General features: G+C 65.5%; 23 protein-coding genes and 1 tRNA gene. 18 read left to right on the top strand and 6 right to left on the bottom strand.

Annotated features, from left to right (window positions below):
• The first annotated feature begins 226 nt into the window (after nucleotides 1–226).
• From BLQ58_RS07660 to BLQ58_RS07640, 5 genes are all read left to right on the top strand, one after another.
• Nucleotides 227–682, top strand: a complete 456-nt coding sequence (locus tag BLQ58_RS07660; RefSeq protein ID WP_092595912.1) for a CBS domain-containing protein — start codon at nucleotides 227–229, stop codon at nucleotides 680–682.
• 162 nt (nucleotides 683–844) lie between these two features.
• Entirely contained in the window at nucleotides 845–2,749 is a 1,905-nt protein-coding gene (locus BLQ58_RS07655; protein ID WP_092595909.1) for an MFS transporter, read from the top strand.
• A 2-nt stretch (nucleotides 2,750–2,751) separates the two neighbouring features.
• Complete coding sequence (locus BLQ58_RS07650; RefSeq protein WP_092595906.1) at nucleotides 2,752–3,528, top strand: glutathione S-transferase family protein; 777 nt, start codon at nucleotides 2,752–2,754, stop codon at nucleotides 3,526–3,528.
• Nucleotides 3,529–3,637: 109 nt separating this feature from the next.
• Nucleotides 3,638–4,741 carry a chorismate synthase gene (gene aroC / locus BLQ58_RS07645; RefSeq protein ID WP_092595903.1) on the top strand — a complete coding sequence of 368 codons (1,104 nt, stop codon included), beginning with the start codon at nucleotides 3,638–3,640 and terminating at the stop codon, nucleotides 4,739–4,741.
• Complete coding sequence (locus BLQ58_RS07640; protein WP_092595900.1) at nucleotides 4,735–5,952, top strand: MFS transporter; 1,218 nt, start codon at nucleotides 4,735–4,737, stop codon at nucleotides 5,950–5,952. The genes aroC and BLQ58_RS07640 overlap by 7 nt, the downstream gene beginning before the upstream one ends.
• Here the strand turns inward: BLQ58_RS07640 and BLQ58_RS07635 are convergent.
• Entirely contained in the window at nucleotides 5,949–7,052 is a 1,104-nt protein-coding gene (locus BLQ58_RS07635) for an NAD(P)/FAD-dependent oxidoreductase (RefSeq protein WP_092595897.1), read from the bottom strand. The two genes, BLQ58_RS07640 and BLQ58_RS07635, sit on opposite strands and share 4 nt — an antisense overlap.
• A gap of 44 nt (nucleotides 7,053–7,096) precedes the next feature.
• Nucleotides 7,097–7,798, bottom strand: a complete 702-nt coding sequence (locus tag BLQ58_RS07630; protein WP_092595895.1) for a FadR/GntR family transcriptional regulator — start codon at nucleotides 7,796–7,798, stop codon at nucleotides 7,097–7,099.
• 300 nt (nucleotides 7,799–8,098) lie between these two features.
• On the opposite strand from BLQ58_RS07630, the gene BLQ58_RS07625 reads away from it, so the two are divergent.
• Complete coding sequence (locus BLQ58_RS07625) at nucleotides 8,099–9,055, top strand: flagellar brake protein (protein WP_092595893.1); 957 nt, start codon at nucleotides 8,099–8,101, stop codon at nucleotides 9,053–9,055.
• A 75-nt stretch (nucleotides 9,056–9,130) separates the two neighbouring features.
• Here the strand turns inward: BLQ58_RS07625 and BLQ58_RS07620 are convergent, their stop codons facing one another.
• Nucleotides 9,131–10,810 (bottom strand): electron transfer flavoprotein-ubiquinone oxidoreductase, encoded by a 1,680-nt coding sequence (locus BLQ58_RS07620; protein ID WP_092595891.1) that lies wholly within the window; start codon nucleotides 10,808–10,810, stop codon nucleotides 9,131–9,133.
• A gap of 433 nt (nucleotides 10,811–11,243) precedes the next feature.
• Between BLQ58_RS07620 and BLQ58_RS07615 the strand changes: the two genes are divergently transcribed.
• From BLQ58_RS07615 to BLQ58_RS07595, 5 genes are all read left to right on the top strand, one after another.
• Nucleotides 11,244–12,029 (top strand): SDR family oxidoreductase, encoded by a 786-nt coding sequence (locus tag BLQ58_RS07615; protein ID WP_066738575.1) that lies wholly within the window; start codon nucleotides 11,244–11,246, stop codon nucleotides 12,027–12,029.
• A gap of 109 nt (nucleotides 12,030–12,138) precedes the next feature.
• A complete protein-coding gene (locus BLQ58_RS07610; RefSeq protein ID WP_092595889.1) occupies nucleotides 12,139–12,738 on the top strand; it encodes a TRAP transporter small permease in 600 nt (199 codons plus the stop codon).
• Nucleotides 12,735–14,039 (top strand): TRAP transporter large permease, encoded by a 1,305-nt coding sequence (locus BLQ58_RS07605; RefSeq protein ID WP_175459856.1) that lies wholly within the window; start codon nucleotides 12,735–12,737, stop codon nucleotides 14,037–14,039. The genes BLQ58_RS07610 and BLQ58_RS07605 overlap by 4 nt, the downstream gene beginning before the upstream one ends.
• Nucleotides 14,040–14,079: 40 nt before the next feature.
• Nucleotides 14,080–15,108, top strand: a complete 1,029-nt coding sequence (locus BLQ58_RS07600) for a DctP family TRAP transporter solute-binding subunit (RefSeq protein ID WP_092595887.1) — start codon at nucleotides 14,080–14,082, stop codon at nucleotides 15,106–15,108.
• Nucleotides 15,108–15,509: an acyl-CoA thioesterase gene (locus tag BLQ58_RS07595; RefSeq protein WP_092595885.1), complete on the top strand. Its 402-nt coding sequence runs from the start codon at nucleotides 15,108–15,110 to the stop codon at nucleotides 15,507–15,509. Before BLQ58_RS07600 ends, BLQ58_RS07595 begins: the two co-directional genes overlap by 1 nt.
• A gap of 59 nt (nucleotides 15,510–15,568) precedes the next feature.
• Here BLQ58_RS07595 and BLQ58_RS07590 read toward each other — a convergent pair whose 3' ends face one another.
• The gene (locus BLQ58_RS07590; RefSeq protein ID WP_092595883.1) at nucleotides 15,569–16,114 is read right to left on the bottom strand and encodes a PAS and helix-turn-helix domain-containing protein; all 546 of its coding nucleotides are present in this window, start codon (nucleotides 16,112–16,114) and stop codon (nucleotides 15,569–15,571) included.
• Nucleotides 16,115–16,271: 157 nt separating this feature from the next.
• Between BLQ58_RS07590 and BLQ58_RS07585 the strand changes: the two genes are divergently transcribed.
• Together BLQ58_RS07585 and BLQ58_RS07580 are read left to right on the top strand one after the other, a co-directional pair.
• A complete protein-coding gene (locus BLQ58_RS07585) occupies nucleotides 16,272–16,970 on the top strand; it encodes a CoA transferase subunit A (RefSeq protein WP_092595881.1) in 699 nt (232 codons plus the stop codon).
• An 11-nt stretch (nucleotides 16,971–16,981) separates the two neighbouring features.
• Nucleotides 16,982–17,620, top strand: coding sequence for a CoA transferase subunit B (locus tag BLQ58_RS07580; protein ID WP_066738566.1), 639 nt, complete (start codon nucleotides 16,982–16,984; stop codon nucleotides 17,618–17,620).
• Nucleotides 17,621–17,741: 121 nt separating this feature from the next.
• On the opposite strand, the gene BLQ58_RS07575 is transcribed toward BLQ58_RS07580, so the two are convergent.
• On the bottom strand, nucleotides 17,742–18,224 hold the full coding sequence (locus BLQ58_RS07575) for a DUF411 domain-containing protein (protein ID WP_092595879.1): 483 nt from the start codon (nucleotides 18,222–18,224) through the stop codon (nucleotides 17,742–17,744).
• A 10-nt stretch (nucleotides 18,225–18,234) separates the two neighbouring features.
• On the bottom strand, nucleotides 18,235–19,011 hold the full coding sequence (locus BLQ58_RS07570) for a 3-hydroxybutyrate dehydrogenase (protein WP_092595877.1): 777 nt from the start codon (nucleotides 19,009–19,011) through the stop codon (nucleotides 18,235–18,237).
• A 179-nt stretch (nucleotides 19,012–19,190) separates the two neighbouring features.
• On the opposite strand from BLQ58_RS07570, the gene BLQ58_RS07565 reads away from it, so the two are divergent.
• The 5 genes from BLQ58_RS07565 (at nucleotide 19,191) to thrS (ending at nucleotide 25,065) form a co-directional block, all read left to right on the top strand.
• A complete protein-coding gene (locus BLQ58_RS07565) occupies nucleotides 19,191–20,072 on the top strand; it encodes an alpha/beta fold hydrolase (protein ID WP_092595875.1) in 882 nt (293 codons plus the stop codon).
• A 28-nt stretch (nucleotides 20,073–20,100) separates the two neighbouring features.
• Nucleotides 20,101–20,463 carry a RidA family protein gene (locus BLQ58_RS07560; protein ID WP_092595873.1) on the top strand — a complete coding sequence of 121 codons (363 nt, stop codon included), beginning with the start codon at nucleotides 20,101–20,103 and terminating at the stop codon, nucleotides 20,461–20,463.
• Between the two features lie 15 nt (nucleotides 20,464–20,478).
• Nucleotides 20,479–22,710 carry a RelA/SpoT family protein gene (locus tag BLQ58_RS07555; RefSeq protein ID WP_092595871.1) on the top strand — a complete coding sequence of 744 codons (2,232 nt, stop codon included), beginning with the start codon at nucleotides 20,479–20,481 and terminating at the stop codon, nucleotides 22,708–22,710.
• A gap of 21 nt (nucleotides 22,711–22,731) precedes the next feature.
• A tRNA-Val gene (locus BLQ58_RS07550) sits at nucleotides 22,732–22,808 on the top strand.
• 349 nt (nucleotides 22,809–23,157) lie between these two features.
• Nucleotides 23,158–25,065, top strand: coding sequence for a threonine--tRNA ligase (gene thrS / locus BLQ58_RS07545; protein WP_092596457.1), 1,908 nt, complete (start codon nucleotides 23,158–23,160; stop codon nucleotides 25,063–25,065).
• Nucleotides 25,066–25,081 lie beyond the last annotated feature (16 nt).

Below are 25,081 nucleotides of genomic sequence, written 5' to 3'. Positions count from 1 at the left end.
AGGGGCCCGTTTGGCCGGGCCGCGAGTGGTTGTCTCCGACGGCATCCTAGCACCATGCGCCACTCGGGGCAGCCCGGGTTTTTCCCGCCGGATGGCGGCCCCGGGCCCGCCTGGCAGGCCTCTGGAGGCCACGCTCGCTTTACTTGAGACGGCGGTTTGGGCTAGCATCGACCATCAAACCTGAGCCACAGACCCTGCAATACAAGGCAGCCCCGGAGACACCATCATGAAAGTCAGCGACATCCTGCAGATCAAGGGCAATACGCTCTTTACCGTCACGCCGGATACGCCGCTGCAGCAGGCGATCCAGACCATGGCAGAGCACGACATCGGCTCGCTGGTGGTCATGGAGTACGGCGACCTCGTCGGCATGCTGACCTTCCGCGAAATCATCGAGGTGCTGGCCGCCAACAACGGCACGCTGGGCCCCGTGGGCATCCGCAAGGTCATGGACGACGCGCCGCTGACCTGCACGCCCGAAACCGACGTCAACGAGGTGCGCCGGATGATGCTCGAGCGCCACACCCGCTACCTGCCGGTCCTCGAAAAACGCACGTTGATGGGCGTGATCTCGTTCTACGACGTGGCCAAGGCCGTGGTCGAGGAGCAGAGCTTCGAGAACAAGATGCTCAAGGCGTACATCCGCGACTGGCCGGAAGAAAAGGAACAGCCGGCGCGCTGAGCTTGCGCCCGGTCCGGTGCCGCCCCCGGCATCGGACTCCCTCCGGCGTGAGACTTGTCTAATTTAGGCGCATCCCCATAGCCGATCCTGCCCGCTGCTGGCATGATGGCGGCGAACTGATGCCCCGGCGGGTCACCGGGGTCCACATCCTGTTTGCCATCGATGAGCCAACAAAGCCAGTTTCGCCTGCTTGGCGTGCGCCGTTTCGCCCCGTTTTTCTGGACGCAGTTCCTGGGGGCCATGAACGACAACGTCTTCAAGGTCGCCTTCACCTCGCTGGTCACCTATCACGCCGCGCTGTTCGACGGCGTCGATCCGCATAGCGCCGCCTTCCTGATTTCCGCCATCTTTATCGCGCCGTTCGTGCTGTTTTCGGCCACCAGCGGGCAGATCGCCGACAAGATCGAGAAATCGCGGCTGATCCGGCTGGTGAAGTCGCTGGAGATCGGCATCATGCTGCTGGGCCTGGCCGGCTTCTACCTGCACAGCGCCACGCTGCTCTACATGGGCACGTTCCTGATGGGGCTGCACTCCACGCTGTTCGGGCCGGTCAAGTTCGCCTATCTGCCCCAGCATCTGGACCAGACCGAACTGGTGGGCGGCAACGGGCTCGTGGAAATGGGCACCTTCGTCGCCATCCTGCTGGGCACGCTGCTGGGCGGCGAACTGGCGGGCCTGACTGGCGCCGATGGCAAGGTGGTCGGGCCGCTCTACGTGGGTATCGTCTGCGTGGTCATCGCGGTGGCCGGGCGCACCGTGTCGCAGGGCGTGCCGCTGTCGCCAGCGCCCCAGCCGGACCTGCGCATCAACTGGAATCCGTTTACCGAGACCTGGCGCAACCTGATCCTGGCGCGCCAGAGCCGCGTGGCGTTCCAGAGCCTGCTGGGCATTTCCTGGCTCTGGTTCCTGGGTGCCACCTTCCTGACGTCGTTCTTCAGTTTTGCCAAGGATGTGCTGGGCGGCGACCAGAACGTGGTCACGCTGCTGCTGGCCGTGTTCTCGGTCGGCATCGGCATCGGGTCGCTGCTGTGCGAGCGGCTGTCGGGGCGCCATGTGGAAATCGGCCTTGTGCCATTCGGGTCGATCGGCATGACGGTGTTCGCGGTGGATCTCTATTTCGCCACGCAGGGCCATGCCACGAGCGGCACGCTCAGCGGCGTGGGGGGCTTCCTCGCGCAGTCCGGCCACTGGCGCGTGCTGATCGACCTGTTCTGCGTGGCGATGTTCGGCGGCTTCTACAGCGTGCCGCTCTACGCGTTGATCCAGAGCCGCTCGGCGCCCACGCACCGGGCGCGCATCATCGCCGCCAACAACATCCTGAACAGCTTCTTCATGATCGGCGCGTCGCTGCTGGGCGTGTTCATGACGCAGGCCGGCTATTCGATCCCGCAGCTGTTCCTGGTGGTGGGGCTGCTCAATGCCGTGGTGGCCATCTATATCTATACGCTGGTGCCCGAGTTCCTGTTGCGCTTCATCGCCTGGCTGCTCGTGCATACGATCTACCGGCTGCGCCGCGTGAATGCCGAGCGGATTCCGGAAGAGGGCGCCGCCGTACTGGTCTGCAATCACGTGAGCTTTGCCGATGCCGTGGTGCTGATGGCGGCCAGTCCGCGTCCGGTGCGCTTCGTGATGGATCACAATATCTTCAAGGTGCCGGGGCTGTCGTGGTTTTTCCGCCAGGCCAAGGCCATTCCGATTGCGCCGGCGCGCGAGAATCCCGCACTGCTGGCGCGCGCCTACGACGCCGTGGCAGCCGCGCTGGAAGACGGCGAACTGGTCTGCATCTTCCCGGAGGGCAAGATCACGGCCACCGGCGAGATCAATCCGTTCAAGACCGGTGTCACGCAGATCATCCAGCGCACGCCGGTGCCGGTGGTGCCGATGGCGCTGCGCGGCCTGTGGGGCAGCTTCTTCTCACGCAAGGGCGCGCCGGCCATGACCCGGCCGTTCCGGCGCGGCCTGCTGAGCAAGCTCGAACTGGTGGTAGGCGAGCCGGTGCCACCGGAGGCAGCGACCCCCGAAAGTCTGCAACAGATGGTGCTTGCCCTGCGCGGCGACTGGAAATAACGATGATCACCCTGTTCACGTTTGGTCCCGCGTTCGGCCTGCCCGACGCCAGCCCGTTCGTCATCAAGGCCGAGATGCTGCTGAAGCTGGCCGGTCTGCCCTACCAGACAAAGCGCGGCAACGTGCGCCGGGCGCCCAAGGGCAAGCTGCCGTACCTGGACGACATGGGGCGGCAGGTGGCCGATTCGACGCTGATCCGCTGGCATATCGAGAAGACCTATCACGTGGATTTCGACGAGGGGCTGACGCCGGCCGAGCGCGGCGCGGCCTGGGCGGTGGAAAAGCTGCTCGAAGACAATCTTTACTGGGCCGTGGCGCGCGTGCGCTGGCTGGAAGGCGACAACTTCGAGCGCGGGCCGGCGCAATTTTTCAACGTGGTGCCGGGGCCGCTGCGCGGCATGGTCAAGGCGCTGGTCAAGCGCCGCGTGCGCCAGATGCTGTGGTCGCAGGGCCTGGGGCGCCATAGCGTGGACGACATGACGGCCATCGCGGTACAGGGCGTGCAGGCCGTGGTCGACATCCTCGGCGACAAGCCGTACCTGATGGGCGACCGGCCATGCGGCGCCGACGCCACCCTGTTCGCGTTTGCGTCCAGCCTCCAGTCGCCGGTGTTTGAGACGCCCATCCGTGCCGCCGCGCAGTCGCACGCCAACCTGCAGGGCTATCTGGCACGGATGCGGGCGCAGTTTTATCCCGATTTCGTCGGCAGCGGCGTGTTCGCACCGGATTTCGGCAAGCCGGCGGCCGGCATTGGCGCCACCGCCGCCGCAGGCGCCTGAGCTGGCGTCGGGCCGGCATCCGGCGTGGGAATGCGGCCGGCGAGGCGTCTGTCCGGACGCTAATGGCCGTACAATGTAGCCCGTCCCCCAATTCCTGCGCATTTCAACCATGTCTGGCAATACCCTCGGCCTGCTTTTCACAGTCACCACGTTCGGCGAATCGCACGGACCGGCCATTGGCGCGGTTGTGGATGGCTGCCCGCCGGGCATGTCGCTGACCGAAGCCGACATCCAGATCGATCTGGACCGCCGCAAGCCCGGCACGTCGCGCCATGTGACGCAGCGCCAGGAGCCGGACCAGGTGGAAATCCTGTCGGGGGTGTTCGAGGGCAAGACCACGGGCACGCCGATCTGCCTGCTGATCCGCAATACCGACCAGCGCAGCAAGGACTACGGCAATATCGTCGAGACCTTCCGGCCGGGCCACGCCGACTACACCTACTGGCACAAGTACGGTATCCGCGACTATCGCGGCGGCGGCCGTTCGTCGGCCCGCCTGACAGCGCCGGTGGTGGCCGCGGCGGCCATCGCCAGGAAGTGGCTGCGCGAGCAGTACGGCACCGAGATCCGGGGCTACATGTCGCAACTCGGCGAAATCGAGGTGCCCTTTACCGACTGGAAGCATGTGCCGGAGAACCCGTTCTTCGCGCCGAACGCCGACATCGTGCCCGAGCTGGAAACCTATATGGATGCGCTGCGCCGCGATGGCGATTCCGTCGGCGCGCGCATCGAGGTCGTGGCCAGCGGCGTGCCGGTGGGCCTTGGCGAGCCGCTGTTCGACAAGCTCGACGCCGATATCGCGCACGCGATGATGGGTATCAACGCGGTCAAGGGCGTGGAAATTGGCGCCGGTTTCGACAGCGTGGCCCAGCACGGCACCGTGCATGGTGACGAACTGACGCCAGAGGGCTTCCGCACCAACAACGCCGGCGGTGTGCTGGGTGGCATCTCCACCGGGCAGGACGTGACCGTGTCGCTGGCGATCAAGCCGACATCGAGCATCCGCACCGCGCGGGAATCGATCGACAAGGCGGGCCAGTCGGCCAGCGTCGAGACGTTCGGCCGCCACGACCCGTGCGTGGGCATCCGTGCCACGCCCATTGCCGAGGCGATGCTGGCGCTGGTGCTGATGGATCATGCGCTGCGCCATCGCGCCCAGTGCGGTGACGTGCGCGTCGAGACCCCGCGCATCGCGGCGCAGGTCAAATCCTGAGTACCGCCTCATACCGGCCGGGGTCGATCGACCCGGCCACCTATCTCCGTTTCGGACTTTTCTACCTCGGCTACTACGGCTACGTCGGCGTCATCTCGCCGTATGTGAGCCTGTTCTTCGCCGATCGCGGCTTCTCGCCGGTGCAGATCGGCGTACTGATGGCCTGCTTCCAGCTGAGCCGCATCGTCGGGCCGTATCTGTGGGGCTGGCTGTCGGACGTCACCCATACGCGCGTGAAGCTGCTGCGGCTGGCGGCCGTCGCGTCGCTGCTGGCGTTCCTGGCCGTGCCCGGCGTCCACAGTTACGGCGGCATGATGGCGATGATGATCGGGCTCAACCTGATTACCAGTGCCATGTCGCCCTTGGGCGATGCGCTGACGATTTCCACGCTGCGGCGCCATGGCGCGTTCGACCACCGCTATGGCCGCGTGCGCATGTTTGGCTCGGTGGGGTTTATCGCGGCCGTGCTGCTGGGCGGCGCGCTGTTCGAACACTTCGGCATGCCGGCTTTCCCATGGCTGGCCAGTGCGATGCTGGCGCTGTTCGCTGTGGTGGTCTTCGGGCTGCGCGATGCCGAAGACGAAGGGCCGCGCGTGAAGCCGCCCCCGGCGCTGCCGCTGCTGCGCCGGCCCGACGTCGCATGGTTCCTGGCGTCGGCCTTCCTGATGATGTTCGCCCACGCGGCGCTCTACGTGTTCTATTCGCTGTACCTGGAGCAACTGGGCTATAGCAAGATCGCCATTGGCGTGATGTGGACCATCGGCGTGGTGGCCGAGATCGTGTTCTTTTTCTATCAGGGGCGGCTCTTTGGCGCGCTGGCACTGCGCACGATCCTGGCGGGCACCTTCGTGCTGGCGGCCGTGCGCTTCGGGGTGACCGGCTACTTCGCGCAGTACGCGTGGCTGATGGCCGCCGTGCAGATCCTGCATGCGGCCACGTTCGCCGCGCACCACAGCGCCAGCCTCAAGCGGCTGCAGCGTTGGTTCGCCGGGCCGTTGCAAGGGCGCGGGCAGGCACTTTATACGGGCATTTCCTACGGTCTGGGCGGAACGCTCGGCGGCCTGGTCATGGGGTGGACGTGGAAGACGCTGGCGCCGATGCACACGTTCGGCCTGGCGGCGCTGGCCGCGGCGCTTGGGGCCGGCTGCGCCGCGATGAGCTTCCGGGATGAGCGCCCGGAGGCCCACCCGGAAGCTGCGACGCAGGCTTAGGCCAGCAATCCGGCGACCTTCTCGGCAATTGCCAGCGACGACGTCAGTCCCGGCGATTCGATCCCGAACAGATTGACCAGTCCCGGAACGCCATGCACCTGCGGGCCGTCGATACGGAAATCGGCGGCTGTCTCGCCCGGGCCGCTGATCTTCGGGCGGATACCGGCGTAGCCCGGCTGCAGGGCGCCATCGGCCAGGCCCGGCCAGTAGCGGCGCACCTCGTCATAGAAGCTGTCGGCATCGTGCGGTGGCACGCTGTACTCGATCTCCTCGATCCAGCGCACATTGGGCCCGAAGCGGGCCTGGCCGCCCAGATCCAGTGTCAGATGCACACCCAGGCCGGCGGCTTCGGGCACCGGGTAGATCAGGCGCGAGAACGGCGCGCGGCCAGCCAGCGTGAAATAGCAGCCTTTGGCGTAGAACTGGCCGGGAATGTTCTCGGGCGGGATGCCGTCGATGCGGCGCGCCAGTTCGGGAGCGGTCAGGCCGGCCGAGTTGACCACCGTGCGGGCCAGCAGCGTCGTTTCGCCGTCTTCCCCGGCCACGTCCAGCCGAATGCCATCGGGCGTGACGGCACCGGATACCACGGGCGACTGCACGGCCAGCATCGCGCCGGCCTGTTCGGCATCGCCCAGCAGGGCGGTCATCAGGCCGTGGCTGTCGATGATGCCGGTCGATGGCGACAGCAGGGCGGCATGGCATTCGAGCTGGGGCTCCAGGGCGCGCGCCTCGTCGCGCGTCAGCAGACGCAGGTCATGCACGCCATTGGCCTCGGCCTTGGCGCGGATGCCGGCCAGCGTGGCCACCTGGGCCTCGCTGGTGGCCACAATCAGCTTGCCGCAACGCTGGTGGGTCACGTGGTGGCTGGCGCAATAGTCATAGAGCATGGCTTTGCCGCGCACACAAAGCTCGGCCTTCAGCGATCCGCCGGGATAGTAGATGCCGGCATGGATGACTTCGCTGTTGCGGGCGCTGGTGATCGTGCCGAACGCGTTTTCGGCTTCGAGGATGATGACCTCGCGGCCCTGCTGCGCCAGCGTGCGGGCCACGGCCAGGCCCACCACACCGGCGCCAATCACGACGCAATCCACGTTTTCCATCTGTCTGCTCCTGTTTTGTTCGGACTTTTCCGATGTCTGTGTGTTCAGTCGAGTCCCATCCGGTGCGCGGCGGCGCTCAGGTGGGCCGAGGCGGCCGCGCGCGCGGCTTCGGGGTTGCTGGCGGCGATGGCATCGACCAGCGCGGCATGTTCGGCGTCGGCGGCGCGCGGCGTCCCCTGGGCAGCGTGCAGCCGGGCGCTGTTTTCCCATGCATGCTGGCGCGCCACCAGCAGCTGCTGGCTGACGAAGTCGGTCAGGCCCGTGAAACACGGGTTATGCGCGGCCTGCGCGATGGCGTGATGGAACGCGATGTCGGCCGCCGCCGCGCTGGGAAAATCGGCGCCGTGGCGCTCCATGCTGGCCAGCGCTTCGCGGATCCGCTGCAGATCGGCTTCGGTCCGGCGCAGCGCCGCCATTTCGGCACAGGCCGTTTCCACGACGCGCCGTAGTTCGAAGAGTTGCGCGAGGGTCGGGCCGCCGTCCGGCGTGCTGGCTACGCGCCAGACCTGGCCGCCGGGCGTCTCGGACACATAGGCCCCGGAGCCCTTGCGCGTAATCAGCACGCCGTCGGCCTTCAGCAGGGCAATGGCCTCGCGCACGATCGGCCGGCTGACATCGAACGCATCGGCCAGCGCCGCCTCGGCTGGCAGGCGTGCGCCGGCGGCAAAGCGCCCGGCGGCAATGTCGTCGCGCAGGGTCTGGGCGATGCGGCTGGCGAGCGAAGCGGGGCGGGGCAATCGATCCATAGTGATCCGGGATGCTGTCAGGCTGTCTGACAGCTTTTCATCGAATGCTGATTCTGCAAGGTCGAATGATGCCCGTCAAGCGGCGATTGATCTGTTGATGGCCGAATGGCGAAGACGGCACATGAAATGGTTCCGAAAGCGATCGCCCCCAAGGTGGGGGTCAAGGTTCTGTCACATTGGTCGATAGCAGACGCATCAGGATCGGTGTGTCCGTCATTGGGTGATGGACAAAGGTCCGTCACGATTTCCTCGCGTTGGCGCATCGTGCGCCGGCGCGTTTCATGGAGAGTCCTCCACGCCATGATTCCGCTTACGCCCCAAGACTTGCCCGTCGGGCAGCCGCTTCCCTGGTCCTTGCTGGACGGACAGGGCAACCTGATGCTGGGCAGCGGCAGCATCATCCCCGATGCACGCGATCTGGCGCTGATGTTCCGGCACGGCACGGTCTGCCGGCCTGACGACATGCTGGAAGCCGGCAATGAACCCGACGCCCAGGCTGGCACGCGCCTGAGCGCCGGACCGCTGGGCCTGCAGGTGGGTACGCTGCTGCACGTGAAAACACCGGGCGATCAGTCGCGGGCCGCCGCAAGCCGCCTGATCGGCTTTATCGAACAGGGGCTGTTTGTCACCTGGCCGACCCTTGGCGGGCGCGAACTGGCCGTACGTGCCGGTGAAGACCTGCTGCTGCGCGGATTCTCCGGGCACGCCATCCACAGTTTTACCTCGACGGTCACGGCGGTGTGCCGCAGCCCGTTCCGATACCTGGTGCTATCGGCGCCGGCCCAGACCGAACAGATGCCGGTGCGCCGCGCTGCCCGCGTGCCTACAAGGTTGGCGGCCTATCTGGTCGATGCCGACGATGCGAGTGCCGAGGCGGACGAAGGTGGCGACGGCGGCAACGGTATCGACAACGGCCCCGGCCAGACCATCCCCGATCTGAGCGTTGACCAGCGCATGGGCGAGGGCATGGCGCGGCTGGGGCTGCTGTCCGACCTCAGCACCGGCGGCGCGCTGGTGCAGACGTCGTCGCCCGCCCCGGCGGTGGGGCAAAAGGTGCGGCTGCGCTTCCAGTTGCGCACCGGCGCGCTGGACGCCGAAGTCCTGATCGATGCCACGGTGCGCAGTGCGCCGGGGCAGGAAGATGACGAATTCCCGGCATTCGGCGTGGCGTTTGACGCGCTGGGGGAGCGCGAGCTGACCCTGCTGCAGTGCTTTATTTACGAGCAGCTGCTGGCAACGACCTGCATGCCGGTCTGACGCCGGCGGCGCGCAAAGCAAAACGCCGGCCACTGGCCGGCGTTTCCGTTGCTGCGCGGGGGGGCGCAGCGCGACTTACATGCCCACGTAGTTCGGGCCGCCGCCGCCTTCCGGCGTAACCCACACGATGTTCTGCGTCGGGTCCTTGATGTCGCAGGTCTTGCAGTGCACGCAGTTCTGCGCGTTGATCTGCAGGCGTTCCTTGCCATCGTCGTTCTGCACGAATTCGTACACGCCAGCCGGGCAGTAGCGCGACTCGGGGCCGGCAAACTTTTCCCAGTTGACGTTGACCGGCACGCTGGCGTCCTTGAGCGTCAGGTGCGCGGGCTGGTTCTCTTCGTGGTTGGTGTTGCTGATGAACACCGACGACAGGCGGTCGAACGTGAGCTTGCCGTCCGGCTTCGGGTACTCGATCTTCTGGCACTCGGCGGCCGGCTTCAGGTACACGTGGTCCGGCTTGGTGCGGTGGATGGTCCAGGGCGGGTTGCGGATGCCGAGCTTCGGCAGCAGCCACTGCTCGATGCCGGTCATCAGCGTGGCCGTGGTGCGGCCCTTCTTGAACCATTGCTTGAAGTTCTTGGCCTGCAGCAGTTCCTTGTGCAGCCAGCTTTGTTCGAACGCGGCCGGGTAGGCAGTCAGTTCGTCATGCTGACGGCCAGCCTGCAGCGCGTCGTAGGCGGCTTCGGCGGCCATCATGCCGGTCTTGATCGCGGCGTGGCTGCCCTTGATGCGCGAGGCGTTCAGATAGCCGGCATCGCAGCCGACCAGCGCGCCGCCCGGGAACACCGTCTTCGGCAGCGACAGCAGGCCGCCGGCCGTGATGGCACGGGCGCCGTAGCCAATGCGCTTGCCGCCTTCGAAATACTGGCGGATTTCCGGATGCGTCTTGAATCGCTGGAATTCCTCGAACGGCGACAGCCACGGGTTGGTGTAGTCCAGGCCCACCACGAAGCCGACGGCGACCTTGCCATCTTCCATGTGATAGAGGAACGAACCGCCGTAGGTGGCCGGATCGAGCGGCCAGCCAGCCGTGTGCACCACCAGGCCGGGCTTGTGCTTGGCCGGGTCGATTTCCCACAGTTCCTTCAGGCCGATGCCGTAGCTCTGCGGATCGCGGCCAGCGTCGAGCTTGTACTTCGCGATGATCTGCTTGCCCAGGTGGCCACGTGCCCCTTCGGCGAAGATCGTGTACTTGGCATGCAGCTCCATGCCGAGCTGGAAGTTCTCGGTCGGCTCGCCTTCCTTGTTGATGCCCATGTTGCCGGTGGCCACGCCCTTGACCGAGCCGTCGTCGTTGTAGAGCACTTCGGCGGCCGGGAAGCCCGGGAAGATCTCCACGCCCAGGGACTCGGCCTGCTGGCCCAGCCAGCGCACGAAGTTCGACAGGCTGACGATGTAGTTGCCTTCGTTGTGGAAGCACTCGGGCAGCAGCGGGGCACCCTTGGAGCCGGACTCGTCCAGGAACAGGAACTTGTCTTCGGTGACGGGCTGGTTCAGCGGCGCGCCCAGTTCCTTCCAGTTCGGAATCAGCTCGTTCAGCGCGATCGGGTCCATGATGGCGCCCGAGAGGATATGCGCGCCCGGCTCGGAGCCCTTTTCGAGCACGCACACGTTGACGTCGCCGCCTTTTTCCGCGGCAAGCTGCTTCAGGCGGATGGCGGTGGCCAGGCCGGCGGGACCGCCGCCGACGATGACCACGTCATATTCCATGGCTTCGCGCGGGCCGAACTGCTCGACGAGCTGTTGCTGATCCATTGTCTCTTACCCTCAGTGTCTTCTGGGCGGCAATACTGCCGCATGGTGCAGCCCTCTCCAGGCGTGCGGATTGTGGGATGCGGTAATCGTGGTTCTGCGGAACCGGGGACCATGCGGGGGGCGAGGCGGGTTCGACGTGTGGCGGCACGCGCCTGCCCGGTGGGGGCCCGGCGCGGCATGCGCGCTGACCTGGCGATCGGCGGGTTACCGGGCCGGATCTAGGCGTTTTTCCTCTTTCCCTTTGGGGACCAAGTTCTTAGAATCTTCGGCATTGTCCGGGACTCGACACCCTCAGGCAAGACATTTTTTTGAACGACCGTTCTTTTTTTTGATAAGCTGCGGCCGCACATCGGCAGGTGCCTTCCCCGGCGCCCGCGATGCGGAACAGCGGGCCGTGCCGGGCCTGCGCGGTTGCTCCCACACCGAGGTAACTATGGGTTTGTCGATCAATCTGGAAGGCAAGGTCGCGCTCGTGACCGGGGCGTCGAGCGGGCTGGGTACGCGGTTTTCGCATGTTCTGGCTGCTGCCGGCGCCAAGGTCATCCTGGCCTCCCGCCGCGTGGAGCGGCTCAAGGAGCTGCGGGCAGCGATCGAGGCCGATGGCGGCAGCGCGCACGTAGTGCGGCTGGACGTGACCGACCCCGACAGCATCCGTGCTGCCGTGGCGCACGCCGAAACCGAGGCTGGCTCCATCGATATCCTGGTGAACAACTCGGGCGTGTCCACCACGCAGAAGCTCACCGACGTCACGGCCGACGACTTCGATTTCGTCTTCGATACCAACACGCGTGGCGCGTTCTTCGTGGCGCAGGAAGTGGCCAAGCGCATGATCGCGCGGGCCAAGGGCGCCGAGAAGATGGGCAACCCGCTGCCACAGGCGCGCATTGTCAATATTGCGTCGGTGGCCGGTCTCAAGGTACTGTCGCAGATTGGTGTCTACTGCATGAGCAAGGCCGCCGTGGTCCACATGACCAAGGCCATGGCTCTGGAGTGGGCGCGTCACGGTATCAACGTGAACGCGATCTGCCCCGGCTATATCGACACCGAAATCAACCACCACCACTGGGATACCGATGCGGGGCAGAAGCTGATCCAGATGCTGCCGCGCAAGCGCCTGGGCCAACCCGAAGACCTCGATGGCCTCTTGCTGCTGCTGGCGTCCGATGCATCGCGCTTTATCAATGGCGCGGTGGTCACTGCCGACGATGGCATGGTCTGACCGCTGACCCTTCGGGGGGAGGGGGCGGGCCTAGAAGAATAAGCAACAGGAGAAACGTCTCGGACGGCCAGCTGGCCAGAGGCGGCCCGGAACCGGAGGCCGGGTTTTGATGGCTCAAGAAGAACTGGCACGGCGCGACGCCGGGCCGCAGCACGTTGTCGATTCGGTGATCGTTCCCGAAGCCGCCGACGAGGCGCGCGATAGCGAATTCCGCATTTCACCGCGTATCGAGGACTGGGTTGGCGTCATTGTGATGGTGTTGCTGGTGGCCATCACGTTTGCCAACGTGGTGGTCCGCTATTTCACCGACGAATCGTTCGCGTGGACCGAGGAATTCTCGGTCTTCCTGATGATCGTGCTGGCGCTGGTGGCCGGCAGCGCCGCCGTGGCGCGCGACCGCAATATCCGTATCGAGTATTTCTTCGAGCGGGGCAGCGCGGCGCGGCAGAAGCGGCTGGCTGTCCTGTCGGCCGTGGGCGTGGCGGTGATGTTCCTGGCGCTGGCGGTGCTGGGCGCGCGGATAACATGGGATGAATACGCGTTCGGCGAGACCTCGCCGGGCATTGGCGTGCCGAGCTGGTGGTATTCGATCTGGCTGCCCGTGCTGTCGGGTGCGATCGCGCTGCGCGCCCTGGCCCTGGCCCTGCGCAATGTGCGCGCGCTGAAGGCGCTCCATGCAGCGAACAAGGATGGAGGCCAGCCGCGATGACACTGGTCGCCATCATTCTCTTCGTGGTGTTCATCGGCCTGATGCTGCTGGGCGTGCCGATTGGCGTGTCGCTGGGGCTGGGCGGCCTGGTGGCCATCGGCCTGTCGAATCTGGACACCCAGATGTTCGGCCTGCTGGCCGTGCCGCAGAACTTCTATGCCGGGCTGGCCAAGTATCCGCTGCTGGCGATTCCGATGTTCGTGCTGGTCGGGTCGATCTTCGACCGCTCCGGCGTGGCGCAGCGGCTGGTGACCTTTGCCATCGCCATCGTCGGGCGCGGGCCGGGCATGCTGCCGCTGGTGGCCATCCTGGTGGCGATGTTCCTGGGCGGCATTTCCGGCTCGGGGCCCGCCAATGCGGCGGCCGTGGGCGGCGTGATGATCGCTGCGATGTCGCGCGCCGGCTATCCGGGCTCGTACAGCGCGGCGGTGGTGGGCGCCGCGGCGGCCACGGACATCCTGATTCCGCCGTCGGTGGCCTTCATCATCTATAGCGTGCTGGTGCCGGGCGCGTCGGTGCCGGCGCTGTTCGCGGCAGGCATGATCCCGGGCATCCTGGCTGGCGTGGCGCTGATCGTGCCGGCCGTGTGGCTGGCGCGCAAGCACAACATGGGGCATATCGAGGCCGCACTGCCGCGCCCGCCGTTCTGGAAGAGCCTGCGCGAGGCCGCGTGGGGGCTGGTGGCGCCGTTCCTGATCCTGGGTGGCATGCGCGCGGGCTGGTTCACGCCGACCGAGGCCGCCGTGGTGGCGGTGGTCTACGGCCTGTTCGTCGGCATGGTGATCTACCGCAGCATCGGCATGCGCGACCTGTTCACCATCTTCCAGGAGGCGGCCGAAACGTCGGCCGTGATCCTGCTGGTGGTGGCGCTGGCCGGCATCTTTGCCTACGCGCTGTCCACGCTGGGCGTGATCGACCCGCTGGCCAACGCCATTGCGCATTCGGGCCTGGGCGAATACGGCGTGCTGGCGCTGATCGTGCTGCTGCTGATGACGGTGGGCATGTTCCTGGACGGCATCTCGATCTTCCTGATCTTCGTGCCGCTGCTGCTGCCAATTGCCAACGCCTTCCACTGGAACCCGGTATGGTTTGGCGTGGTGCTGACGCTGAAGGTGGCGCTGGGCCAGTTCACGCCGCCGCTGGCCGTGAACCTGATGGTGTCGTGCCGCATCGCCCGCGTGCGCATGGAAGAAACCGTGCCCTGGGTGATCTGGATGCTGCTGGCGATGTTCATCGCCATGCTGATGGTGCTGGCCTATCCGCCGCTGGCCACCTGGCTGCCCAACTACCTGGGCTACTGATTTGAACGACAAGACGAAGATGAAACGAGGAGATTCCCGCATGAAACGCCGTGCCCTGATGCTGTCCGTTGCCGCCTCGATCGCTGCCGCTGCCTTTGCCGCGCCGGCCGCCATGGCCCAGACCTACAAGCCCGAATACAAGATGTCGCTGGTGCTGGGCCCCGCGTTTCCGTGGGGCAAGGGCGGCGAGATCTGGGCAGACCTGGTGCGCCAGCGCACCAGCGGCCATATCAACATCAAGCTGTATCCGGGCACGTCGCTGGTGGCCGGCGACCAGACGCGCGAGTTCTCGGCCATCCGCCAGGGCGTGATCGACATGGCCGTGGGCTCGACCATCAACTGGTCGCCGCAGGTCAAGGAACTGAACCTGTTCTCGCTGCCGTTCCTGATGCCCGACTACAAGGCGCTGGATGCGCTGACGCAGGGCGAAGTCGGCAAGTCGATCTTCGGCACGCTGGAAAAGGCAGGCGTGGTGCCGCTGGCCTGGGGCGAGAACGGCTTCCGCGAAGTGTCGAATTCGAAACACGAGATCCGCAAGCCCGAAGACCTCAAGGGCCTGAAGCTGCGCGTGGTGGGTTCGCCGCTGTACATCGAGACCTTCAACGCGCTGGGCGCCAACCCCACGCAGATGAGCTGGGCCGATGCGCAGCCGGCCATGGCGTCGGGCGCGGTGGACGGCCAGGAGAATCCGCAGAGCGTGTTCGCCGCCGCCAAGCTCTACACGGTGGGCCAGAAGTACGTGACGACCTGGGGCTACGTCGCCGATCCGCTGATCTTCGTTGTCAACAAGCAGATCTGGGAAAGCTGGACCCCGGCTGACCGCGAGATCGTGAAGCAGGCCGCCATCGACGCCGGCAAGCAGGAAATCGCACTGGCCCGCAAGGGGCTGGTGGAGCCGGGCGCGCCGGCCTGGAAGGACATGGAGCAGCACGGCGTGAAGGTGGTCTCGCTCTCGCCGGCCGAGCACGACGCGTTCAAGAAGGCCACGGCCAAGGTCTACGACAAGTGGAAGAAGCAGATTGGCGCCGACCTGGTGACCAAGGCCGAAGCGTCGATCGCCAAGCGTTGATGAAGCACGTCTTCACCTGCGTGATGCCGATCCGGTGGGGTGACATGGACGCCATGGGCCATGTCAATAACACCGTCTACTTCCGCTACCTGGAGCAGGCGCGAATCGAGTGGTTCGCGTCGATCGGACGCAATGGGCGGGACGGTAACGGCCACGGCCCCGTGCTGATCAATGCCCACATGACGTTCCTGAAGCAGCTGCGTTACCCCGGCGATATCGAATGCCGGGTGTACGCGGGCCAGCTGGGACGGTCGAGCTTCGAGACGAAGATCGAGATCCGCCGGACCGACCTGCCCGATGTGGTCTGGGCGGAAGGCGGCGCCAAGGTGGTGTGGTGCGACTACGCGGTGGAGAAATCGGTGCCGGTGCCGGACGAGATCCGGCGGCTGATCGAGGCCTAGGTTTTTATCCGCAATCGGCAGGCCCCTTCTCCCGCCAGGCGGGAGAGGGGCGCAAACCGTCAATGATTGACCAGCCGCTGCACCAGATCGACAGCGGTATGCGCCCCATATTTCTTCATCAGCCGCGCCCGGTAGATATCCACGGTGCGCGGGCTGATCGCCAGCAGCTTGCCGATCTGCTTGCTGGTCTTGCCTTCCACCAGCTGTGCGGCAATGTCGCGTTCCCGGGCGGTCAGTTCGGCCGTGACCGGCCGCTTCTGCGACAGGTCCTCGAATGTCCAGATGCCGGCGCCGAGCGGATCGGTGCGGTCCAGCGCGCGGCCCGTGACATGGCACCAGAACAGCTCGCCGCTGGCGCGCTTCATGATCCGTTCGTCGGAATACAGCCCCCTTGTGTTCATGACCGGCACGATGCGCGCGCCGGTACGTTCGAATTCGTCGGCGGTGGGGTAGAGCACCTGGAACGACTGGCCCATCAGGGCTTCGCGCGTGGTGCCGAAGATCCGGCAGACCTCGTCGTTGCAATCCTCGATCATCCGGGCGCGCGAGAGCACCAGGCCGACCGGCGCCAGCTGGAATGCGGTCTGGTAGTCGATGGGCGGCATTATCCCTTATGTACTTTTACGTAATGGCGTTCGCGGCATCCGTTGACGTATCCTTTGGGGCGTCAACGGCGGCGCCTGACCGCCGATTGTACCGTTACAATTTCCGCGTGTGGCCAACCGGCCGCGCAAGAGCGGGACTACCGAGGAAGGAGCGAACATGAACAAGGTCTACGCCAGCGCCGCCGAGGCGCTCGCGGGCGTCGTACGCGACGGCCAGACGATCGCCGTGGGCGGTTTCGGTCTGTGCGGCATCCCCGAAGCACTGATCGCCGCGCTGCGCGACAGCGGCGTCAAGCAGCTCACCTGCATTTCCAACAACGCCGGCGTGGACGGCTTTGGCCTGGGGCAGCTGCTGGCCACCCGCCAGATCAAGAAGATGATCTCGTCGTACGTCGGCGAGAACAAGGAGTTCGAGCGCCAGTACCTGGCCGGCGAACTCGAGCTCGAATTCACGCCGCAGGGCACGCTGGCCGAAAAGCTGCGCGCCGGTGGCTCCGGCATTCCGGCGTTCTTTACCAAGACCGGCGTGGGCACGATCGTCGCGGAAGGCAAGGAAACCCGCGAATTCAATGGCGATACCTACGTGATGGAGCAGTCGCTGGTGTCCGACGTGGCCATCGTGAAGGCCCAGAAGGCCGACAAGGCCGGCAACCTGGTGTTCCGCCGTACCGCCCGCAACTTCAACCCGGTGTGCGCCATGTCCGGCAAGATCACGATCGCCGAAGTGGAAGAGATCGTCGAAACCGGCGAAATCGACCCGGACGACGTTCACCTGCCCGGCATTTTTGTGCACCGCGTCGTGCTGAACACCCGCCCCGAAAAACGCATCGAACAGCGCACCGTGCGTGCCAAGTAAGGAGACAGATCATGGCATGGACACGTGATGAAATGGCCGCACGCGCGGCCGCCGAGCTGCAGGACGGCTTCTATGTGAACCTGGGCATCGGCCTGCCGACGCTGGTGGCCAACCATGTGCCGCAAGGCATGGAAGTGTGGCTGCAGTCGGAAAACGGCCTGCTCGGCATCGGCCCGTTCCCGACCGAGGAAGAAGTGGATGCCGACATGATCAACGCCGGCAAGCAGACCGTGACGACGCTGCCGGGCTCGTCGATCTTCTCGTCGGCCGATTCGTTCGCGATGATCCGCGGCGGCAAGATCAACCTGGCCATCCTGGGCGCGATGCAGGTCAGCCAGCGCGGCGACCTGGCCAACTGGATGATCCCGGGCAAGATGGTCAAGGGCATGGGCGGCGCCATGGACCTGGTGGCCGGCGTGGGCCGCGTGGTGGTGCTGATGGAACACACGGCCAAGAAGAAAGACGGCACCGAGGACGTCAAGATCCTCAAGGAATGCAACCTGCCGCTGACCGGGCTGGGCGTGGTGAACCGCATCATCACTGACCTGGCCGTGATCGACGTGACGCCGCAAGGGCTGAAGCTCGTCGAAACCGCGCCGGGCGTGTCGCGCGAGGAAGTCCAGGCGAAGACGGAAGCCGAACTGATCTGAGCGCCGCTGCCTCGAGCACGCAGCCTCAAACAAAAAACCCCCGCCGGTTCGCCCCGGCGGGGGTTTTTGCTTCGGACGAAACCGAGGCGCTGGCCGGGTCGCCGGCGCAAGCGCCCAAGGCTCAGGTCGAGGGCTTGTTGTAGCTGGAGAAGACCGACGCCGCGCCATCGGACTTCACCAGCAGCACGTCGAACGGATCCTTGCGCGGACCATACTCCATGCCCGGCGAGCCGACCGGCATGCCCGGGACGGCCAACCCGGCGGCCTTCGGCCTGGCTGCCAGCAGCTTCTTGATATCGGCGGCAGGGACGTGCCCCTCGACGCCGTAGCCCTGGATGACGCCGGTATGACACGAGCCGAATCGCTCGGGAATGCCATATTTCTTGCGATATACGCCGGTATCGTCCACGTCGTGGGTGGCCACGGTGAAGCCGTTGTCGCGCAGGTGCTTGACCCAGCCCTCGCAACAGCCGCAGGTCGGGCTCTTGTAGACGTCGATCGCCAGGGCCTTCGGGGCCTGGGCCACCGCCATCAGCGGCGACAGCAGCAGGGCCCCGGCGCCAAGGGTGCGCAGGACATGGCGTCGCGATTGACTACGCTGCATCGCCGCCTCCTTATTGCGCCACCCAGCCGCCATCCATGTTCCAGATCGCGCCACGCACCTGCCTGGCCGCTTCGCTCGACAGGAATACCGCCAGCGCGCCCAGTTCCTCCGGCGTGACGAACTGGCCCGACGGCTGCTTTTCCAGCACCAGCTCGCGCTTGGCCTGTTCCACCGGGATGCCTTCCTTCTGCGCGCGGGCTTCCACCTGCTTCTGCACCAGCGGGGTCAGCACCCAGCCCGGGCAGATTGCATTGGCGGTGACGCCGGTCTGTGCGGTTTCCAGCGCGGTAACCTTGGTGAAGCCGACAATGCCGTGCTTGGCCGCCACGTAGGCCGACTTCTCGGCGGAGGCCACCAGGCCGTGGGTGGACGCCACATTGATGATGCGGCCCCAGTTCCTGGCCTTCATCGACGGCAGGGCGAGACGGGTGGTATGGAAGGCGGAGGTCAGGTTGATGGCGATGATCGCATCCCACTTGTCGACCGGGAATTCCTCGATCTTGGCCACGAACTGGATGCCCGCGTTATTGACCAGGATGTCCACGCCGCCGAAGTCCTTCTCGGCATAGCGCATCATGTCCTCGATCTCGGCGGACTTGCTCATGTCCGCGCCGTGGTAACCCACCTGGATGCCGCTGCCGGCGCGGGCGATTTCCGCCTTTGCGCCGTCGGCATCACCGAATCCGTTGACGATGATGTTCGCGCCCTGCGCAGCCAGAGCCTGCGCGATGCCGAGTCCGATACCGCTGGTCGAGCCCGTGACCAGTGCCGTCTTGCCTTTGAGCATGTAAGCCTCCGTCGGGAGTGTCAGGATGTGCTGTGGCATTGTACTCGCAGGGCGTACAATCCGGCTTTGGCCTGGCGCCGTATTTCGTCGCGTTCTGCCCGGTGTTTCATCGGGGGCAAGAAATTCCGAAAAACTCGCACGCCGCAGGGGATGCGGTGGCACCAGCAGGGGAGTCCCAGATGTCTTCCAGTCCGCGCCTTGGATTCGTTCAGTGCTTCAGCCCGGCGGGCCTGCATCGCATGGCCTATCACGAATGGGGCGATCCGCTGAATCCGCGCGTGCTGATGTGCGTGCATGGCCTGACGCGTACCGGCCGCGACTTCGACGCGCTGGCGCGCGCGATGTCCGACGAGTATCGCGTCGTGTGCCCCGACGTGGCCGGCCGCGGACGCTCGGAATGGCTGGCCGATCCGCATCACTACGTGGTGCCGCAGTATGTGTCGGACATGGTCGCCCTGATCGCCCGGCTCAACGTCGAACAGGTGGACTGGTTCGGCACGTCGATGGGCGGGCTGATCGGCATGGGCCTGGCAGGCCTGCCGAAGTCGCCGGTGCGCAAGCTGCTGCTCAACGATGTGGGGCCGCGCATCGCCGCGCAGGCGCTGGAACGAATTGGCGCCTACCTGGGCCTGCCGGTGCGGTTCAAGACCTTCGAGGAAGGGCTGGCGTACCTGCAGACGATCAGTACGTCGTTCGGCCGGCATACGCCCGAGCAATGGCGCGAACTGAACGGCGCCATCCTCAAGCCGGTGCAGGGCGCCGAGGGGCTGGAGTGGGGGTTGCACTACGATCCCGCGCTGGCCGTGCCGTTCAAGGAGGCGTCCCCCGAGGCGGTGCAGGCCGGCGAGCAGGTGCTGTGGCACATGTTCGAGGCGGTGCCAGGGCCCACGCTGATCGTGCGCGGCGCCCAGTCCGACCTGCTGCTGCGCGAGACGGTGGCCGAGATGGTGGCACGCGGCAAGCAGGTGTCGACGGTCGAAATCCCCGATGTGGGGCACGCGCCCACGTTTATCGATCCGGCCCAGATTGCCATTGCCCGGGAATTCTTCCTGGGTACGTAACGAATTTTTTTGCTGAGAAGAATCTGATATGAGCACCTACCCCCTGAAGCGCGCCCACGTGGGCAAGCGTCTGTCCGAATACGCGGTCTACAACGGCGTGGTCTACGTGGCCGGCCAGGTTCCCGAGGTGGATCCCAAGGCCGACCTGCGCGGCCAGACCCGCGAGGTGCTCGGTCATATCGACCGCCTGCTGGCCGAGGCCGGCAGCGACAAGACGCGCATCCTGATGTGCCAGATCTTCCTGACCGACGTCACCCGCATCGGCGAGATGAACGAGGTGTGGGACGAATGGGTGCCCCAGGGCAACACGCCCCCGCGCGCGACGGTGGAAGCAAAGCTGGCCAATCCCGACTACCTGATCGAAGTGGTGGTGACGGCCGCCCTCAATTGATGCAGGCGTTGTGACATGGTGACGTCAACGGAGCTGACGGGCCAGACCGCAGGCATTCCGGATGCCGGGCTCGTCGAACGCGCCCTGGCCTTTGTGCGCGAGGTGGCGGACGGCGAGAACCCCGTGCTGTTGCCGACCGGCGAGAGCGTGCTGTCGCACGCCGAAGGGATGCTGCGCATCCTCGACGGCCTGCGGGTGGACGATGCCGCGCGGGCCGCGGCCTGCCTGTTCGCAGCGGCGGCCTTCGTGCCCGACGCCGAGGCCCAGATCGAACCCAGATTTGGCGAGGAGGTGGTACGCCTCGTGAAGGGGGTGCGCCAGCTGCTGCGCATCGGCGCCATCGCAGTGACGCAGGCGGACGTGTCGGAAGCGTCGAAATCGCAGGTGGCCGCGCGTCACGAGCAGGTCGAGGCGTTGCGCAAGATGCTGCTGGCGTTTGCGCAGGATATCCGCGTGGTGCTGGTGCGGCTGGCGTCGCGCCTGCAGACGCTGCGCTGGCTTGCGCAGACCAAGACGCCGCCGCTGGCCGGCGTGGCGCGCGAGACGCTGGACATCTACGCGCCGCTGGCCAACCGGCTGGGAATCTGGCAGGTGAAGTGGGAGCTTGAAGACCTGGCGTTCCGCTTCGAGCAGCCCGATACCTACAAGCGCATCGCGAAGCTGCTGGACGAGAAGCGCATCGAGCGCGAGGGCTATATCGCGCAGGCCATCGCGCGCCTGCAGTCGGAGCTGGCCTCGGCCGGCATCCGCGCGGAGGTGACGGGCCGCCCCAAGCACATCTACAGCATCTGGAAGAAGATGCGCGGCAAGGAACTCGATTTTGCCGATCTGTACGATGTGCGCGCGTTCCGTGTGATCGTCGACGACATCAAGGACTGCTACACCGTCCTGGGGATCGTCCACCATATCTGGCAGCCGATTCCGCGGGAGTTCGACGACTATATCTCGCGGCCGAAAGCGAACGGCTACAAGTCGCTGCATACCGTGGTCATCGGCGACGACGGGCGCGCGTTCGAAGTGCAGATCCGCACGCAGGAGATGCATCATTTCGCCGAGTACGGCGTGGCCGCGCACTGGCGCTACAAGGAGGCCGGCGGCAAGGGCTACAGCGGCCAGTTTGCGGCCGACAATACCTACGACGAAAAGATCGCCTGGCTGCGGCAGCTGCTGGCCTGGAAGGACGAGGCCGACCACACCGTCGCGCACGAGGATTCGCCGTGGGAGCAGCTCAAGCATGCCGCCATCGACGACCATATCTATGTGCTGACGCCACAGGCGCGCGTGGTGGCGCTGCCCCAGGGCGCGACGCCGGTGGACTTTGCCTATTACCTGCACAGCGATCTTGGGCACCGGTGCCGCGGGGCGCGCGTGGACGGATCGATGGTGCCGCTGAACACGCCGCTCAAGAACGGGCAGACCGTGGAGATCGTGGCGGTGAAGCAGGGCGGCCCGTCGCGGGACTGGCTGAACCCCGAGCTTGGCTATCTGGCGAGCAATCGCGCGCGGTCGAAGGTGCGGGCCTGGTTCAACGCGCTCGATTCGCAGGAAACGCTGGCGCAGGGCCGGGCGCTGATCGAAAAGACGCTGCAGCGCGAGGGCAAGACGGCCGTCAATCTCGACGATCTGGCCACGCGGCTGAACTTCAAATCGACCGACGATCTCTATGCGGCCGTGGCGAAGGAAGAGTTCAGCCTGCGGCATGTGGAGCATGCGCTACGTCATCCGGAAGGTGACGCCCAGCCGCAGTTCAACGAGGAAGAGGCCGTCACCAAGAAGAGCCGCGCCACGAGCGTGGCGCGCGGCGCCAAGAGCGGCGTGCTGGTGGTGGGCGTCGATTCGCTGATGACGCAGATGTCGCGTTGCTGCAAGCCGGCGCCGCCTGACGAAATCGTCGGGTTTGTCACCCGCGGCCGTGGGGTGTCGATCCATCGCCGCAACTGCAGCACGTTCCTGCAACTGTCGGCACGGGCGCCCGAGCGCGTGATCCAGACGGAGTGGGGCAAGCGCAGCGACGCGGTGTATCCGGTGGACATCCAGGTGGAAGCGGTGGATCGCCAGGGCCTGCTGCGCGATATCTCCGAAGTGCTGTCACGGGAGAAGATCAACGTGACCGGCGTGAAGACGCTGTCGAGCAAGGGCGTGGCGCGCATGCAGTTTACGGCGGAAGTGTCCGAGGCCACGCAGTTGCAGCGCGCGCTTCAACTGATCGAGGAAGTGCAGGGGGTGTTGCACTCCCGGCGAAAATAAGGTTATACTCTGCGCTTCGCTAGGCTCGTAGCTCAGCTGGTTAGAGCACCACCTTGACATGGTGGGGGTCGTTGGTTCGAGTCCAATCGAGCCTACCAACGAACATGCAGTACAACGCCGGAAGCGCACCATGAACATGACAACTCGAACTACTACCGCTGGTTAGCGACAGTAGTCGAGGTGCGCCTTCGACCCGTGCAGGATGCGGGGAAATACAGAAAAACGCGGCCTTGGCCGCGTTTTTTTTCGTCTGTCGTTTGCCAGTGTGCTGCTAAGCTGCCGCGTCGCCTGAATTTGGGCGCGGGTCAGCCCGAGAGATTTCCGTTGCCGGTGTTGTCCGATGCGCGCGTGCGCCGCATCTGGCGGCCTGGCGCCACAAAAAGTTGCTTTGTCCGCCCGCCCTGGTGCCCAGACGCCGGCGCGGTGGAATCCACAAGAGGTGCAATGATGATCGCAATCACGCTGCCGGACGGTTCCCGTCGCGAGTACCCCGGCCCCGTCACGGTGGCTGAAGTGGCGCAGAGCATCGGCTCGGGCCTGGCCAAGGCCGCGCTCGCCGGCAAGGTCGATGGTCGCATGGTCGATACGAGCTACACGATCGACCAGGATGCCTCCCTGGCCATCGTCACGGACAAGGACGCCGACGGCGTCGACGTGATCCGCCATTCGACGGCCCACTTGCTGGCCTACGCCGTCAAGGAGCTGTTCCCCGATGCGCAGGTGACGATCGGTCCGGTCATCGAGAACGGCTTCTACTACGACTTTTCCTACAAGCGTCCTTTTACGCCCGAGGATCTGGCCGCCATCGAGAAGAAGATGACGGAGCTGGCCCGCAAGGACGAGAAAGTCACGCGCGAAGTGTGGAACCGCGACGAGGCGGTGGCGCTGTTCGAGTCGATGGGCGAGAAGTACAAGGCCGAGATCATCGCGTCGATTCCGGCCGACCAGGAAATCGGCCTGTATCGCGAAGGCAGCTTCGTCGATCTGTGCCGTGGCCCGCACGTGCCGTCGACGGGCAAGCTCAAGGTCTTCAAGTTGATGAAGGTGGCCGGCGCCTATTGGCGTGGCGACTCGAACAACGAGATGCTCCAGCGCATCTACGGCACGGCCTGGGCCAGAAAGGAAGATCAGGAAGCGTACCTGACGATGCTGGAGGAGGCCGAGAAGCGCGACCACCGCCGCCTGGGCAAGACGCTGGACCTGTTCCACCTGCAAGAGGAAGCGCCGGGCATGGTGTTCTGGCACCCGAAGGGCTGGAGCGTCTGGCAGGCCGTCGAGCAGTACATGCGCGGCCGCCTGACGGAAGCCGGTTATCAGGAAGTCCGGACGCCGCAAGTGATGGATCGTTCTCTCTGGGAGAAGTCGGGCCACTGGGAGAACTACAAGGAAAACATGTTCGTCACGGAGTCGGAAAAGCGCGACTACGCGATCAAGCCGATGAACTGCCCGGGACATGTCCAGATCTTCAACCACGGCCTGCGTTCGTACCGCGACCTGCCGTTGCGTTTTGCCGAATTCGGCTCATGCCACCGCAATGAACCGTCGGGTGCGTTGCATGGCCTGATGCGCGTGCGTGGTTTCGTGCAGGATGATGCACATATCTTCTGCACGGAAGAGCAGATCGTCGAGGAAGCCAAGGCGTTCAACGAGCTGGCGTTTTCGGTGTATGACGATTTCGGCTTCAAGGACGTCAAGGTCAAGCTGTCGCTGCGCCCGGAAAAGCGCGCCGGCTCGGATGCCGTCTGGGATCACGCCGAAGACGGCCTGCGCCTGGCGCTGCGCGCCTGCGGCGTGGAGTGGGAGGAACTGCCGGGCGAGGGCGCCTTCTATGGTCCGAAGGTGGAATACCACATCAAGGATGCGATCGGCCGTTCGTGGCAGTGCGGTACGCTGCAGCTCGACCTGGTGCTGCCGGAGCGCCTGGGCGCCGAGTACGTGGCGGATGACAACGGCCGGAAGCGCCCGGTCATGCTGCACCGTGCCATCCTGGGTTCGTTCGAGCGATTCCTCGGCATCCTGCTGGAAAACCATGCGGGTGCGCTGCCCGCCTGGCTGGCTCCGGAGCAGGTGGTCGTAATGAATATCGCCGAATCCCAGGCGGAATATGCCGAAAACGTCGTGCAACTCTTGCAAAAACAAGGGTTTAGGGCCAAGGCGGATTTGCGTAACGAGAAAATTACGTATAAAATCCGCGAGCACTCGCTCCAGAAGATTCCCTACCTGCTAGTGGTGGGCGACAAGGAGCGGGACGCCAATCAAGTGGCCGTGCGTGCCCGTGGCAATGTGGATCTGGGTGTCATGCCCGTTTCCGCCTTTGTGGAACGTCTTCAGAACGACGTTGCCAGCAAAGCCTGAGGGTGTGAAGCACGGC

It is taken from the genome of Ralstonia sp. 25mfcol4.1 (assembly GCF_900104095.1).
In the GTDB taxonomy this organism is placed as follows: Bacteria; Pseudomonadota; Gammaproteobacteria; order Burkholderiales; family Burkholderiaceae; genus Cupriavidus.
This window is presented reverse-complemented; position numbering and strand designations above follow the sequence as displayed.